The organism is Bifidobacterium angulatum DSM 20098 = JCM 7096, from assembly GCF_001025155.1.
Lineage (GTDB): Bacteria > Actinomycetota > Actinomycetes > Actinomycetales > Bifidobacteriaceae > Bifidobacterium > Bifidobacterium angulatum.
The window spans coordinates 253,197-267,807 of the sequence record NZ_AP012322.1; the positions used below are offsets into that span (position 1 = coordinate 253,197).

15 protein-coding genes are annotated in these 14,611 nt (G+C 60.5%); 6 read left to right on the forward strand and 9 right to left on the reverse strand.

Going from position 1 to position 14,611, the window contains the following annotated elements; all coding sequences use genetic code 11:
• Positions 1-130: 130 nt before the first annotated feature.
• Complete coding sequence (cysS, locus tag BBAG_RS00950; protein ID WP_047750028.1) at positions 131-1,777, reverse strand: cysteine--tRNA ligase; 1,647 nt, start codon at positions 1,775-1,777, stop codon at positions 131-133.
• A 101-nt stretch (positions 1,778-1,878) separates the two neighbouring features.
• Here cysS and BBAG_RS00955 point away from each other — a divergent pair, with 101 nt between their 5' ends.
• From BBAG_RS00955 to BBAG_RS00965, 3 genes are all read left to right on the forward strand, one after another.
• On the forward strand, positions 1,879-2,604 hold the full coding sequence (locus BBAG_RS00955; RefSeq protein ID WP_003827445.1) for a type 1 glutamine amidotransferase: 726 nt from the start codon (positions 1,879-1,881) through the stop codon (positions 2,602-2,604).
• A gap of 89 nt (positions 2,605-2,693) precedes the next feature.
• Positions 2,694-3,209, forward strand: coding sequence for an amidohydrolase family protein (locus tag BBAG_RS00960; RefSeq protein WP_003827447.1), 516 nt, complete (start codon positions 2,694-2,696; stop codon positions 3,207-3,209).
• A 152-nt stretch (positions 3,210-3,361) separates the two neighbouring features.
• On the forward strand, positions 3,362-5,524 hold the full coding sequence (locus tag BBAG_RS00965) for an ABC-F family ATP-binding cassette domain-containing protein (RefSeq protein ID WP_003827450.1): 2,163 nt from the start codon (positions 3,362-3,364) through the stop codon (positions 5,522-5,524).
• Positions 5,525-5,608: 84 nt separating this feature from the next.
• Here BBAG_RS00965 and BBAG_RS00970 read toward each other — a convergent pair whose 3' ends face one another.
• Positions 5,609-6,142 (reverse strand): hypothetical protein, encoded by a 534-nt coding sequence (locus tag BBAG_RS00970; RefSeq protein ID WP_231855872.1) that lies wholly within the window; start codon positions 6,140-6,142, stop codon positions 5,609-5,611.
• A 191-nt stretch (positions 6,143-6,333) separates the two neighbouring features.
• On the opposite strand from BBAG_RS00970, the gene BBAG_RS00975 reads away from it, so the two are divergent.
• Together BBAG_RS00975 and BBAG_RS00980 are read left to right on the forward strand one after the other, a co-directional pair.
• On the forward strand, positions 6,334-6,945 hold the full coding sequence (locus BBAG_RS00975; protein ID WP_231855873.1) for a winged helix-turn-helix domain-containing protein: 612 nt from the start codon (positions 6,334-6,336) through the stop codon (positions 6,943-6,945).
• A 68-nt stretch (positions 6,946-7,013) separates the two neighbouring features.
• Positions 7,014-8,285 (forward strand): MFS transporter, encoded by a 1,272-nt coding sequence (locus BBAG_RS00980; RefSeq protein ID WP_231855874.1) that lies wholly within the window; start codon positions 7,014-7,016, stop codon positions 8,283-8,285.
• An 89-nt stretch (positions 8,286-8,374) separates the two neighbouring features.
• Here the strand turns inward: BBAG_RS00980 and ilvN are convergent, their stop codons facing one another.
• The 7 genes from ilvN to coaD all read right to left on the reverse strand — a co-directional run bounded on the left by ilvN (position 8,375) and on the right by coaD (position 14,193).
• Positions 8,375-8,929 carry an acetolactate synthase small subunit gene (ilvN, locus tag BBAG_RS00985; protein WP_003827458.1) on the reverse strand — a complete coding sequence of 185 codons (555 nt, stop codon included), beginning with the start codon at positions 8,927-8,929 and terminating at the stop codon, positions 8,375-8,377.
• 12 nt (positions 8,930-8,941) lie between these two features.
• A complete protein-coding gene (locus BBAG_RS00990; protein ID WP_003827460.1) occupies positions 8,942-10,846 on the reverse strand; it encodes an acetolactate synthase large subunit in 1,905 nt (634 codons plus the stop codon).
• Between the two features lie 186 nt (positions 10,847-11,032).
• On the reverse strand, positions 11,033-11,773 hold the full coding sequence (gene rnc, locus BBAG_RS00995; protein WP_003827463.1) for a ribonuclease III: 741 nt from the start codon (positions 11,771-11,773) through the stop codon (positions 11,033-11,035).
• 113 nt (positions 11,774-11,886) lie between these two features.
• Positions 11,887-12,081, reverse strand: coding sequence for a 50S ribosomal protein L32 (gene rpmF, locus BBAG_RS08240; protein WP_003827465.1), 195 nt, complete (start codon positions 12,079-12,081; stop codon positions 11,887-11,889).
• Between the two features lie 122 nt (positions 12,082-12,203).
• Positions 12,204-12,800: a YceD family protein gene (locus BBAG_RS01000; protein WP_003827466.1), complete on the reverse strand. Its 597-nt coding sequence runs from the start codon at positions 12,798-12,800 to the stop codon at positions 12,204-12,206.
• A 6-nt stretch (positions 12,801-12,806) separates the two neighbouring features.
• Positions 12,807-13,700 carry an ATP synthase subunit B family protein gene (locus BBAG_RS01005; RefSeq protein ID WP_033509027.1) on the reverse strand — a complete coding sequence of 298 codons (894 nt, stop codon included), beginning with the start codon at positions 13,698-13,700 and terminating at the stop codon, positions 12,807-12,809.
• A complete protein-coding gene (gene coaD / locus BBAG_RS01010) occupies positions 13,693-14,193 on the reverse strand; it encodes a pantetheine-phosphate adenylyltransferase (RefSeq protein ID WP_003827468.1) in 501 nt (166 codons plus the stop codon). The genes BBAG_RS01005 and coaD overlap by 8 nt, the downstream gene beginning before the upstream one ends.
• 121 nt (positions 14,194-14,314) lie before the next feature.
• Here coaD and BBAG_RS01015 point away from each other — a divergent pair, with 121 nt between their 5' ends.
• Entirely contained in the window at positions 14,315-14,599 is a 285-nt protein-coding gene (locus BBAG_RS01015) for a DUF3039 domain-containing protein (protein WP_003827470.1), read from the forward strand.
• Positions 14,600-14,611 lie beyond the last annotated feature (12 nt).

A 14,611-nucleotide genomic window follows, 5' to 3' on the forward strand; every position in this document is an offset into this window, starting at 1 on the left:
CGGGCGTGGCCGCATGTGGGATTTAGCGACCCATTCGGACGAAACCGATCATAAAGCGACCCATTTGGACGAAAAAGAGCCGTATTTCGTCCAAATGGGTCGCTAATCGCAGATGTCTGCTGTGTTGCCGTTACTGCAGGGACCAGGTGGAGCCCTGCGGGCCGTCCTCAATGGCGATGCCGGCCGCATTCAGCGCATCGCGGATCGCGTCGGCCTTGGCGAAATCCTTGGCCTTGCGGGCTTCGGCACGTGCCGTAAGCTGTTCGCGGATCAGCGAGTCGAGCACATCATGCTCGGCCGATTCGCCTTCGCCGGCAGCGCCGCCTGCCGCACCGCCATTCACCCACGGCTCGGCCAGCGGGTCCAAGCCCAGCGTATCGAGCATCGCGCGCACGCCGAGCAGCACCTCACGCACCTCGGCCTTGGCCGCGTCGGAATCGGCACGATCGGCCAACTTCGACAGCAACGTGTTGCCGGAACGAATCGCGGTGAAGATCGCGGCGGTCGCACCGGAGACGTTGATGTCGTCGTTCATCGCGGCAACGAAATCGGCAGGCAGCGCGTCGGCGGGAACGGAAGCGACTTCGGTACGGCTGGGCTGCTCGCCGATGGCGATGCCGGCACGTTCGATGAAATTCGAGATGCGATCATAGGCCGACTGCGCTTCGGCAAGCGTCTGATCGGACCATTCCAGCATGGAACGGTACTGCACGCCGCCCAATGCGTAACGCACCACCCACGCGGAGTTCTCGGCCAGCACGGCCGGCACGGACAGGCCATTGCCGAGCGACTTCGACATCTTCTCGCCCTTGGCGGTCACCCATGCCGAGTGCATCCAACGTGCGGCCGAATCGTAGCCCGCCGCACGGGTCTGGGCCATTTCGTTCTCGTGGTGGGGGAATCGCAGATCAAGTCCGCCACCGTGGATGTCGAAACCGTCCTTCAGATAGCGGTGGCTCATGGCGGAGCATTCGATGTGCCAGCCCGGGCGGCCAGTGCCGAACGGGGTGTTCCAGCGTGCGTCGAGAGGATCGGAATCCTTGGGGGCTTTCCACAGTGCGAAATCGCGTGGATCGTGCTTGTCGGGGGAGGCATCGGCCGGGTCGACGGGGTTGTACTTGTCGTCGCCGGCGTTGTCGACGGACGGACCCATGGCGTCGGCCACTTCGGAGGCGGCGTCGGCCACGGCGGTCTGCTTCTGATGCGTCAGCTCGCCGTAATGCGGCCAGGACGCCACATCGAAGTACACGTTGCCGGTCGGCTTGCCGTCATCGCCGCGCACCACATAGGCGTGGCCGTTATCGATGATGCGCTGGATCATGTCGATCATATCGGCCATATGCCCGGTCGCTCGCGGTTCGACGGTCGGCGGCAGCACGCCCAGATCGGAGTAGGCCTGGCTGAACTCGCGTTCGTAATGGTAGGCGCGTGCCCACCACTGCTGGCCTTCCGCGGCGGCCTTGTCGAGAATCTTGTCGTCGATGTCGGTCACATTGCGCACGAAAGTGACCTGATAGCCGAGCTTGAGGAACCAACGGCGCACGATGTCGAATGCTACGGCGGCACGGATATGGCCGATGTGCGGCGAGGACTGCACCGTCGCGCCACACACATACATGCCCACTTCGCCGGGCTTGATCGGGGTAAACGTGCTTACGGCGTGCGAGGCCGTATCGTACAGCTTCAGTCGTGTGGCGGCTTTGGCCACTTGTGTCGAGACCAGTGTGCTCGGCATGACGGAAGCGTTGAAATTCTGCGGTTCCTGAGTGTTTGCCATAGCCCCCAAGCCTAGGCATGAAACCAGACAAGGCATGTGGGTGGCCCATATTACTACGGCAAACGTTTGCAGTTTACGTGGGTCGTGCCACAATAGGGGTTATGACGAAACCGCAGGTGTTGATCGTGCAGCATGTTCCGTGGGAGAAACCGGGGCGCATTCTCGACAGTCTGGACGATATGGAATTGCCGTACCAGACCGTGACCATCGCCAAGAAGAAAAAACCGGATTTGCCGAACTTCAACGAAATCACGGGATTGGTGATCATGGGAGGGCCCATGGGGGCGCAGGATTTCGACGCGTACCCTGGGCTCAAAGCCGAGGCCAAGCTGGCACGTGCCGCGATTGCGGTGAACAAGCCGGTGCTGGGAGTCTGTCTGGGGCATCAGATCATCGCCACGGCGCTCGGTGCAAAACTCAAATCAGGCAAAGAGCCGGAAATCGGATTCGCTCCCATCAAACGCACCGACAAACACGACTTCTTCTCCATGTGGGACAAAAGCATCAACGTGCTGCACTGGCATAACGACGTGGTCTCCCTGCCCGAAGGTGCGCAGCCGCTCGCACGTTCCGCGGCCACCAAGAACCAGGCGTTCCGTTTCGGCTCGGCGCTCGGCCTGCAATTCCATCTCGAAGTCACCTCGACATTGCTGGAGGAATGGCTCGACGAGCCGAGCATGGTCAAGGATCTGAAAGCCGCCGGAGGTTCCAAATCCAAGCTGCGTGAGGATTTCGCCGAATACAATCCCCGATTGCAGCCGCTCGCCGACCAGGTGTTCTCCGGCTTCGCGGCCAGATGCAATTCCTATGCCGCCACGTTGCGCTAGCTCCCAAGGTGTTCCCAAGAAGACGCCGTACCATCGTGGCGCCACAGCCGTAACGGCACTGTCGCCGCCCGTGTGCAAGGAGGAGCATCATGGCCATCGGCGCCCGTATGTCGCAGGCTCTCCACGCCTTGCCCAAAACCGAACTGCACCTGCACATCGAAGGCACGCTGGAACCCGAACTCGCCCTACGGCTGGCCGACCGTAACGGCGTGACACTGCCGTTCGACGGCATCGACGACCTACGCTCCCACTACCGGTTCGACAATCTGCAATCCTTCCTCGATCTGTACTATCAGCTCATGAGTGTGCTGCGCATTCGCGAGGACTTCTCCGATCTGATGTTCGACTACCTTGCGCATGCGCACGCTGACGGGGTGCACCGTGCGGAGATCTTCTTCGACCCTCAGGTACACATGAACAACGGTCTTGACTATGATCTCGTGCTCGACGGCCCGCTGGACGGCATCGCACGAGGGCGCGCCGGAAGCGGACAAGGCCGCGATGCGCACCGAGCTGGACCAGTGGAAGACGGAATACTCCGACCTGCTGAAATAGGCGGTATAGCTGGGATAGTCGGTACAGGCCGAACAATCGATGCAGATTGAACAAACGGTACAAACGGTATGATCGCGGGGCGCGCACCGCGGCACGATTGCGAGGTGAGCGGCCGCTGTACGCGGCTTAGCGCGGCGGCAAGCGCACATACACCTATGTATATGGACGGTGGTGTTCCGTCGCCGCGCTACATTGGTGCTTTATGCCGACTTATGATTTGGGACTTGAACACGTATCGCTCGCCTTCGCCACCAAAACCATCTTCACCGATGTGACGCAAGGTGTGTTCGAAGGCGACCGCATCGGCATCGTCGGCAAGAACGGCGATGGCAAATCCACGCTCCTGCACCTCTTCCGTGGCACGCAGAAGCCCGATTCCGGGCGCGTGACCATGCGCGGCGGTCTGACCTTCGGCATGCTCGACCAGCGTGATCCGCTCGACGACAACGCCACCGTGCGTGAAGCGGCGCTCGAAGGGCGCGAGGACTACGAGTGGGCGGCCGAAACCAAATCACGTGAAATCGTAGAGGCGTTGCTTGGCGGCATCAGCTTGGATGCGAAGATCGGCTCGTTGTCCGGCGGCCAGCGCCGTCGCGCCGATCTGGCGCGCCTGCTGCTTAAGGATTGGGATATTCTTGCGCTCGACGAGCCCACCAACCACCTGGACGTGGTGACCATCCACTGGCTGGCCGAGCATTTGAAGAACCGTTGGAGCAAAGGCCAGGGCGCATTGCTGCTCGTCACCCACGATCGTTGGTTCCTCGACGAAGTGTGCGAATCCATGTGGGAAGTACATGACGGCGAGATCGAGCCGTTCGAAGGCGGCTACTCCGCGTACATGCTGCAGCGCGTGGAACGCGATCGCCAGGCCGATGTGCGCGAAACCAAGCGGCGCAATCTGGCGCGTAAGGAGCTCGCATGGCTGTCGCGTGGCGCTCGCGCCCGTTCCACCAAACAGAAGTTCCATGTCAAGGCCGCGCGTGAGCTTATCGCCGACGTGCCGCCCATGCGCAATACGCTGGAATTGAAGCAGATGGCCACGTCCCGTTTGGGCAAGCAGGTGGTTGATCTGATCGATGTGACGCAGATCTTCGAGCATGCGCAGGGTGAGGCCGAGATCGACCCTGATGTGGCGCAGATGGAGGATTCCGCTTCGCGCGTGGACGTGGTGCCGGCCATGTATGCCGAACCGCAGGTGCATGGCAGCGTGGAGGTCGCCGTTGACGATCTGACCGATCCACGATTGGTGGATGCCGGCGTGCCGCAGGCGCAGGAGGCCGCAGTTCAGGCCGCGCAAGTCGAGGAAGTGGCGCAAGAATCAGGCAGTGCCGCCGATGATGCCGTGCCCGAGGTCACGTCCGCCGCGCAGAAGATTACCGTGACAGGCCGCAAGATCCTTGACGATGTGACGTGGCTGATCGGCCCTGGCGATCGTATCGGTATCGTCGGCGCGAACGGCGCCGGCAAATCGACGCTGCTGAAGATCCTCGACGGCACGATCACCCCGACCGCCGGCCATGTGAACATCGGCAAAACCGTGAAGTTCGCGGTGCTTTCGCAGCGGCTTGACGAGCTGGAGAAGCTGGGCAAGTACAAGATCAAGGAAGTGCTGAGCCGCTACAAGCCGAGCTACATCGTGGATGGCAAGGAGACCACGCCGGGGCAGATGATGGAACGTCTCGGCTTCGAATCCGCGCAGCTCATGACACCGATCAAGGATCTTTCGGGCGGTCAGAGGCGTCGCATGCAGCTGCTGCTCATCCTGCTTGATGAGCCGAACGTGCTCATCATGGACGAGCCGGGCAACGATCTTGACACCGATATGCTCGCCGTGATGGAGGACCTGCTCGATACCTGGCCGGGCACGCTGATCGTCGTCTCCCACGACCGGTACCTGCTTGAACGCGTCACCGACCAGCAGTTCGCGCTGATCGGCGGTAAGATCCGTCATCTGCCTGGTGGTGTGCAGGATTATCTTGATATGACCGAGGCCATCAAGAACGGCAAGGATCCGTTTGCTGACGAGAAGGCCGGGAAAACTGGCAAGGGAAGGAAGAACGGCGATGCCGTTTCCGCAGATTCCTCGACTTCCGCAGGTGATTCTGGCGATGTCGCCGACTCGGCTGCTACCGCGCCGAAGCTCACCGGCAAGGCATACCATGAGGCGTCTCGCCGTGTTTCCGCAATCGAGCGCAAACTTGCCAAACTTGAGGAGCAGAAGGCCGATGTGGAGTCGCAGATGGCCGCGCACGACCCGAGCGACTACGAGGGCCTGAACAAGCTCAACGAGCAGTTGCAGGCCGTCACGGATGAGTCCGAATCCCTCGAAATGGAGTGGATGGAGCTTTCCGAACAGCTCGAGTAGCGCACTGCGTGCGCGGCACAATGGTGCCGGGCTGGGGAAAGGACTCCAGGCTCGGCGCCATTGCGGCCATCGAATGGCGACCCTCTACCGTTCCGCTTCCCTGACCTCGTATACGGATACGACAAGATTCGTGCCGCCGATATTGATGATGGACAGCGAGGTTGCGTCGGGGAAGCGCTTCGCGGGCAGGGAGACCGATTGCACGCCATCGGATGCGCAACCGCCCATGGTACTCATGGTGTGCGGTTGGCCGTCTTTATACAGCACGAAGGAGAACGGCGCCTGTTCTTCTCCTTTGCACATGAAGGCGACCTCATACGAGTTGCTGCCGTCTATCGGTTCTTTGAACGGGATCATGCCGTCGCCGTGCATGATTTTGGAGCCAAGCTTATTTACCAGGATCGGATCGGTTTTATCGTCGAATAGGTTATCGGAGGCGTAATTGTCGAGCGCATCCACGGTGAATGCTCGATATGCTTGTGCCTCTGCATCGTCGGTCTCGCTATTCTGAGCGGAGTCGCTACCGGTACCGGATGTTCCATGTGTGGAGTCCGCACAGCCGCCACACAGGCTCAGCAGCGCAACCGATAGTGTACAGCACAAACCCCTTCTCATCATCTTGTTCATAAGGCGCCCCCATTGGTCTGCTTATCTTTTCAGAATAGAAGTTTTTGCTGCTTTTGCCAAAGGGAACCAAGACGTCGACGATGGCATGTGCTCTTTGCTGTTGAGTACATGGAGCATGTGTGCAAACATATTGTACAAATAATTTGTATATAATGGGAGATGATGAAAAGGAGACCTTTGCAATGACCGACGCAACCCCTAGCGAAACACGGATGCCCAAAGATGCCGCAGTGACCGTGACCAATGCCGATACTCTTCGGGCCATGGCCAGTCCGATTCGTATGAGGATCCTTGGAACGTTGCGGGTGAACGGCGAGCAGACCGTGGGAAACATCAGCGAACAGCTTGGCGAGGCTCCGGGGGCCATCAGCTATCACTTGGGGCAGCTTGCACGTGTGGGGCTGGTGGAGAAGGTGAGATCTCCTGACGGCGACCGAAGAAAAAGCTGGTGGAAGGCTTGCCAAAGCGCCGTTCGTCTGGGGAGCTCCGAAGAAAAGAACAATGCGGACAAGGCAAAGGCCATGGATCTGTTTCGGCGTTCGGCGGCACTCTCCTACGAGATGGCCTACGAGCGTTTTCTGGACAGACTGCCGGAATTGCCTCGGGAATGGACCGATTCATGCACCAGCGACGATCATGTTCTGAACCTGACCGCCGAGGAAATGCGTTCGATGATTGAGGAACTCAATGAGGTCGTACGTCGCTGGCAAATCAAGGCCGGCATGCATGGCGACGATGAGCCGGGCGCCGAACCCGTGGCGCTGATTCTACAGGCTTTCAGGTGGTTTTCGTAGGGAATCGGCGGACTTTGCATATGAACCCATAGGCAATCTGAAAAGCGTGGGCGGAACAGGGAAAACAAGTGAAACAAGACATGGACGGAACAGGGAAATCATTCTGGCAATCCGCAGGATACGTTTCTTGGTTTACCGCCGATACGGCATCGGCGGTTGGTGCGGCGATGCGCGCGCTGGCGATCAGTCTGCTCGGATATGCGGTGTCTGGCTCCACCGTCGCCGCCGGTTGGCTCGGAACGTCGTCGATGATTGCGCAACAGGTAGCAAGCGTATTCGGAGGCACTTTCGTCGATAGGCATGATCGCAAACGACTTATCGTGACGAACGCCGTCGTTGGCGTTCTGGCTTGGGGTGCGATCGTGATGCTGCTGTTGTGCGACGCGTTGCCATTTCCCGTGTTGCTGCTGATTGCGGTGCTCGCATCCAGCATCAACGGTTTTTTGGGAAGCGCCACGGACGCGATGCTCCGTTCGATTATCGATATCCGCTGTTATCCCAAAGCGCGAAGCCTCAACGAAGGGCGCGACGCGACCATTACCATGGTAGGAGGCCCCATCGGAGGCTTTCTGTACAGTGTCGCTCCATGGCTGCCGTTTCTGGTGTCGGCATGTATGTACGCTGTGGCCGGCGTCGCCGCCACCGGCATCCGCGAACATGGTGCGGATGGCGGGCGTATCGGGGAATCGGATGGCGATGCAGTGAAAGGCGGTTTCTTTCACGACTTTCTGGAAGGCTGGTCATGGTCGCTGCGTAGGAAGACGCTGGTGGTCGTGCTCATCGTGGCGGCATTAGTAAATTTCGGCATCAATGGCATCCAATATGCCATCCAGCTGCATTTGGTGTCGTGCGGGACCAATGCGACCTTCATCGGATTCATCAGCGGCGGCATATCGTTGATGATGCTTGTAGGATCGTTGCTTGCCGGCAGATTCAGCGATAAGGTTCCTGTCGGGCCAACCGTGTGCCTCGCCTACCTGTTCATCTGCCTGTGCGTATTGCCGATGACGTTGACCGACAACTATTGGGTCATGATGGTTGCCAATTCGCTGGTCGGTCTGCCGTTCCCGCTAATCAACGCGATGCTGCTCGGTTTCATCTTCGCCAAGTCGCCTACGAGCATGCAGGGGCGCATAACTGTCACATTGACGGTTCCAGCCCAGGTGCTTTCGATGTTCTGTAGTGCCGTGGCCGGTACCTTGCTCCCGGTTCTTGGATTCCATGGCACGGTGCTGGTGTTCCTCGCGGTTCTCGTGGCAAGTGCCGTGCTGATGATATGTTCTCGTTCCATTCGTAGCATTCCCAGGGCGGCGCAATGGGAACATACGATGTTGCGGTGAATCAGATACGGATCAGATACGAAAAAGCGCCGCTCCGCGAAATGAATCGCGAGACAGCGCTTTTCCGTAAATAATACCGTTCAGACCGTTCAGCGACCGGTGATCTCGGAGCCGAGCACCTTCTCGCTCAGCGCCTTCGGGCCACGGGTCACGGCGACCGCGCCGGAACGTACCAGCTCGATCACGCCGTAATGCTCCAGCAGACCGAGCAGCGCCTCGATCTTGTCTTCGGAACCGGTGGCCTCGATGGTCAGCGACTCCGGGTTCACATCGACCACGCGCACGCGGAACATGCGCACGATCTCCAGCACGTCGGAGCGGTTGGACACGTCGGCCGCTACCTTGATGAGCACAAGCTCGCGCTCCACGGTGGAACGCGGGTCGAGTTCCACGATCTTGAGTACGTGCAGCAGCTTATTGAGCTGCTTGATGATCTGCTCCAGCGGGATGGCCTCCACATCGGCCGTCACCGTGATACGGGAGATGTCAGGGCGTTCGGTGGGGGAGACGGACAGCGAGTTGATGTTGAACGCACGGCGGGCGAACAGGCCGGCCACACGGGCCAGCACGCCGGGGCGGTTCTCCACTAGCACGGACAGCGTATGACGCTCGGAACCGGGCTGTGATGCAGGGTATTGAGGCATGATTCTCTCCTCTCAGTTCTCGCTTGCGGCGGTTGCAGGCTCGCCGGTAACGGTATCGTCGCGCAACGGCTTGATGCCGGGCATGTACGTCACATCGTCGTTGGAAGCACCGGCGGCGACCATCGGCCACACCATGGCGTCCTTCCACACGCGGAAGTCGATCAGCACCGGGCGGTCATTGATCTCGTTGGCCTTCTTGATGCATTCGATGGCCTCGTCCTTGGTGAACGCACGCATGCCCACGCAACCGTAGGCTTCGGCCAGCTTCACGAAATCTGGCACTTCAACGGGCATATCGCCGTTGGCTTCCAGCTTCACGCCCTCTTCGCCATGCGCTTCGCCGTCAAGCAGGTTGGTGGCGGAATAATGCTGCCCGTAGAACAGCGTCTGCCACTGACGGACCATGCCGTACACGGAATTGTTCAGCAGGGCGATCTTTACCGGAGCGTGGTCGAAGAACGCTGCGGCAAGCTCTTCGGAGGTCATCTGGAAGGAACCGTCGCCGTCGATCAGCCAGACCGGGCGCCCTTTGCCGCCCACGGCGGCGCCGATGGCCGCGGGCAGGCCGTAGCCCATGGTGCCAAGGCCGCCGGAGGTCATCCAGGAGTTCGGGCGCTTGAAATCGATGAGCTGCGCGGCCCACATCTGATGCTGGCCCACGCCGGTCACCCACAGCGTATCGTCCGCGGCCTGGTCGGACAGCTGCCTGACCACCCACTGCGGGGCGAGCGAACCGTCCGTGGGCTCCTCCCACGTGGCCGGGTACTTGGTGCGCCACTCGTCGATGGCGTTCCACCACGGCTTCAGGTTCGGCCTGCCGTGAATGGCCTGGGAACGTTCGATTTCCGGAATCAGATCCTTGAGCACGGTGGAAACGTCGCCCACGATCGGCACGTCAGGCTGGCGGTTCTTGCCGATTTCGGCCGGATCGATATCGATGTGGATCACACGCGCTGCGGGGGCGAATGCGTCGAGCTTGCCGGTCACGCGATCGTCGAAACGAGCGCCGATGGTGACCAGCAGGTCGCAACGCTGCACGGCGCCGGTTGCGGCGATGGTGCCATGCATGCCGAGCATGCCGAGCACCTTCGGGTCGGAGTCGGGAACGACGCCACGAGCGGGAAGCGTGGTGACGATTGGGGCGTCGGTCAGATCGGCGAGCTGCTTGATCAGTTCGCCGGCCTTGGAACGGACGGCGCCGCCGCCCACGTACAGCACCGGGCGGTAGGACTGCGAGAACAGCTTGGCCGCGTCGGACAGCACATGACCGTGCGCCTTGGTGGTCGGATTGTAGCCGGGCAGGATCATGCGCTGCGGCCAGGAGTAGTACATGTTGCCGGTCTGCGCGGTCTTGGTCACATCGACCACGACCGGGCCGGGGCGGCCGGAATTGGCCACATAGTAGGCTTCGGTGAGTACGCGCGGAATATCCTGCGCGCTGGTCACCAGGTAGGAGTGCTTCACCATCGGGTAGGTGGCGCCCACAATGTCGGCCTCCTGGAAGGCGTCGGTGCCGATGGCGTTCACGCCCACCTGACCGGTGATGACGACCAGCGGTACGGAATCCATGTTCGCATCCGCGATCGGGGTGATCATATTGGTTGCGCCAGGGCCGGAGGTGACGATGCACACGCCCACCTTGCCGGTGGTCAGCGCATAGCCTTCGGCGGCATGGCCGGCGGCCTGTTCGTGGCGCATCAGCATGAAGTGGAACTTCGTGTCGTCCTTGATTTCGTCATACACCGGCAGAATGGCGCCACCCGGAACGCCGAAGACGTCTTCGATGCCCAGATCCTCCAACGAACGCACCAGCGCCTGGGCGCCGGTCATCTTCTCTCCATCGGTAATGGTCTGCGTTTCGTCGTGCTGGTCCTTGGGCACGGCGCTGAATGCCTGCAGAGGGGTAGGTAAAGCCATGGTTCCTCTCACATCTCTTGATTCCTTGGTCATTGCGCTGCCGGTTCGTGGCCGGTGCTGTGCGCTTTGTTTTCCCAGTCTATTCAATAAGCCAACATTTGCATTGCGCGGCTTACGGTGTGGACACTTGGGGGAGGGGCACACCGCAAGCCGCGCATAGGGCGGGGAGGACTGTGGGGAACGGCGTCAGTCGAGCTTCTTCCAGGCTGCCGCGGCGGCGGCCAGCTGCGCCTTGCGCTTCGACGATCCCTTGCCCACGCCCAGAATCTCCTCGTCGTCGCCCAGCGAGACGCGTGCAGTGAACACCTGCGCGTATTCCGGGCCGGAAACCGCCATATGGTACACCGGTTCGCCCTTGCCGAGATGATGCGCCTTCACCGTCAGCGAGGTCTTCCAATCCAATGCCGGGCCTTCGGTGGCGACTTCGGCCAACGTGTCGTCGATCAGGCGATGCACCACCTTGCGTGCGCCGTCGATGCCATGTTCAAGGAATGTCGCGCCGATCAGCGATTCCACGATGTCGCACAGAATCGAGCTCTTCTGTGCGCCGCCCTGTGTCGCTTCGCCGTGACCCAGCAGAATATACGGTTCCACATGCAGCTTGGTGCGTGCAATGGCGCTCAGCGCTTCCTCGCTCACCGCTTTGGCGCGCATCTTCGCCAGTTCGCCTTCGCTCATATCGGGGTGCAGGCGGAACAGCGTCTCGGTGGATATGAGTTCCAGTACGGCGTCGCCCAGGAATTCGAGTCGTTCGTAATGTTTTGCGCCCGGATGCTCGTGTGCGAAGGAACGATGGGTGAGCGCCTGGACCAGCAGATCGGGGCTGATGGTGGTGCCGAGCGCCTCCAACAGTTCGTTTGCGGCCGTCTGGGTGCCGTCATTGTGGTAGGTGCGTGTGATTGGCTTGTGCTGTGCTTCGTCTGTCATGATCCTCTATCTTCTGTTTTCTGGAATTTCCTAGGGCTTTCTAGGATATAAAGATATAAAAAGCCCTGCCACCCGTCGATGGCAGGGCTTTATTCATGCTTGTCCAGTGCTGCTCACTTGGTGTGAATGGACTGGATAGCCTCACGGTAGACGCGGCCGCGGAAAGAACCGCAGCTCGGGCAGGCCATGTGCGGCTGAGCCGGAGCGCCACAGTTCGGGCAGGTCACGGTAGCCGTAGCGGTCGCCTTCCAGTTCGCGCGACGCGAATGAGTGTTGGCGCGCGAGGTCTTGTACTTAGGCAGTGCCATTTCAGTATCCTCTGTTTCGTTCGAACATTTGAGCTTAAGCGTTCAGTACTTTAACGCAACGTGCGTACAAATAGCGTATTCCGGTATACGCGCGCACGCGTGTCGCAGTATCCGCAGGCCTGTCAGCCCTGCTGTTCGCGTTCAAGCTGTGCCTTGAGATCGGCCAGTCCGGCGAAACGGATGTCGGTCATCTCGTGGGTGTGGTCGGGATTCTCGTTGAGATCCACGCCGCACTGGGAGCACAGGCCACGGCAATCCTCGCGGCACAGCGGCTGCAGCGGCAGCTCGTCCACCAGCGTATCGCGCAGCAGCGCTTCAAGATCGGCGAAGGAACCGTTGTTGAGCAGTGGATACGTGTCTTCGGATTCTTCCTCGCCGGCGATGATGTCGACCTCGTCCTGCTGCCTGCGATTGTCGCGCTCGTCATGGTAGGGGAAGAACACGGTCACATGCGTGGTCCAGTCACGGATGATGGGCTTCAGGCAACGGGTGCATTCGGCATGCACCGGGGCGTTGATGTCGGCGTTGAGAATCAGACCGTCCACAATCGAGTCGAACGATCCGCTGACATGTACGGGTTCGCCTTCCTTGACGCCGATGATGTCATCGCCGATGCCGCTGGGCGCGGGGAAATCACTGTCGATCTGCTTGGACTGGCCGGCGCGGGACGCGACCTGCGCAACGGATACGCTCCACGGGGAGTTTTCAATATGTGGCATGGGTTTTCAGGCCTCCGGGTAGTCGTTCTGGTCAAGATGCGGGAGCTGGTCGGCGGCGGCGCGCTGGCGCTCGTGCAGCACGTTCAGACCGGCGTCCACATCGCTGGTGAGTTTGGTCAGTTGCTGGCGCAGACCTTCCATCACTTTGGCGGAATAGTCGTCGGCGCCTTGCGTGAGATGGTCGGCCTTGGCCTGGGCCGTGTTCAGAATGGTACGCGCCTTCTGCCGTGCCAGTTCGGTCACGTTTTCCTGGCCTGCAAGGAACTGCGCCTGGTCGTTGGCCTCTTTGATGGTGTCGGCGGCACGGCTTTGCGCGGAGGCGACAATGGCATTGGCCTGGGTCTGTGCGCTTTCCAAACGCCGTTCCGCCTCGCGCATGAGGGCGGAAGCACGTTCGAGCTGCACCGGCAGCATTTTCTTCAACTCATCGAGATTGGCCATCAGCGCATCGCGGTCGACCTTCACCAGGCCGGGGGAGAAGAAACCACCCTTTGCCTCGTTCAGCGTGTCCTCCAGCTTGCCGATCACATCGTAGACGGTGGTGAATTCCTCTTGGCTTTGCTCTTCGACGGTGGGCTTTTCCCTCAGATCAGGCAGTGGGAACGGGGATGTGAAGGATGGCGTGGAAGAGGCGGCGTCGTCGGCGACAGGCGGTTCGCCCGCCACGGTCTCGTCCAATGGCGCGGACTCGGCGTATGCCCCGGTGCCGCCGGCGGGCTGACCGTCCGGCAACGGCATGGGGGCGGACGCCGGTGTGGGGTTCGGTGCAGGTGCCGGAGGCATAGGCGCGCTTTGCAGCGGTACGGTTCCCCTATTTTCGGCACCTGTCACATCGGCTACAGGGTCACCGGTCAAATCCACGTATCCGGTCGGATGTTCGACATCGTTCTGATCACTCATGGGAAATCCTTTCCTTGTGCAACGCCTCATTCAGCATCGGGACTACGCAATCGGGCACCATTCCGGTCACGTCGCCGCCATGACGGGCCACATCTTTGACGATGGAACTCGAAATATGCTCCAGCACGGGGTTCGCGGGCAGAAACAGCGTTTCGATGCCGGCGATCTGCCGGTTCACCAGGGCCATGCCCAGTTCCGCCTCATAATCGCCGTTCTGTCGTAGCCCCTTTACGATCACGGTGGCGCCAACCTGCTTGCAATAGTCGGTGATCAGTCCGTCGGTAAACGAGACGACCACGTTCTCGCAGCCCCTTTCCACAAGGGCGCGGCGAATAATATCCACACGGGTCTGCGCTGAAAACATCGGTGTTTTGGCAGCGTTCACCGCCACTACCACATGCACTTCGTCGAAGAAACGCGTGCTGCGTTCGATTACGTCAAGATGTCCGGCGGTTACGGGGTCGAACGAGCCGGGGCATACTGCTTTGGTCATAGGAATAAGCCTACCTCTTTATCCGGCGTTATCTGGCATGGCGCAGCGCTTCGCGGCGTAGAAACGGGAAAAACATTATGATGGAGGGCGGATTGAACGAACGCGTAAGGAGCATATCGCAATGACCACGTATCTCAACAGCGGCGACCAGCAGTCCGCACCGGATTCCGGCGCAGGCACCTCGGTGCTGGAACGCCCGGAAGTCAAGGAGGAGACCCAACGCTCGGATAATGGCGACGCGGATCGCTACGCGCATTACGTTTCGAAGGATCGCATCGCCGAATCACGTATGACAGGCCGCCCGGTGGTGGCGTTGTGCGGCAAGATCTGGGTGCCGAAGCGAGACCCCTCCCAATACCCGGTATGTCCGGACTGCAAGCGCATCTACGAGGAGATGTTCCGCTGACGTTCCGGCAGA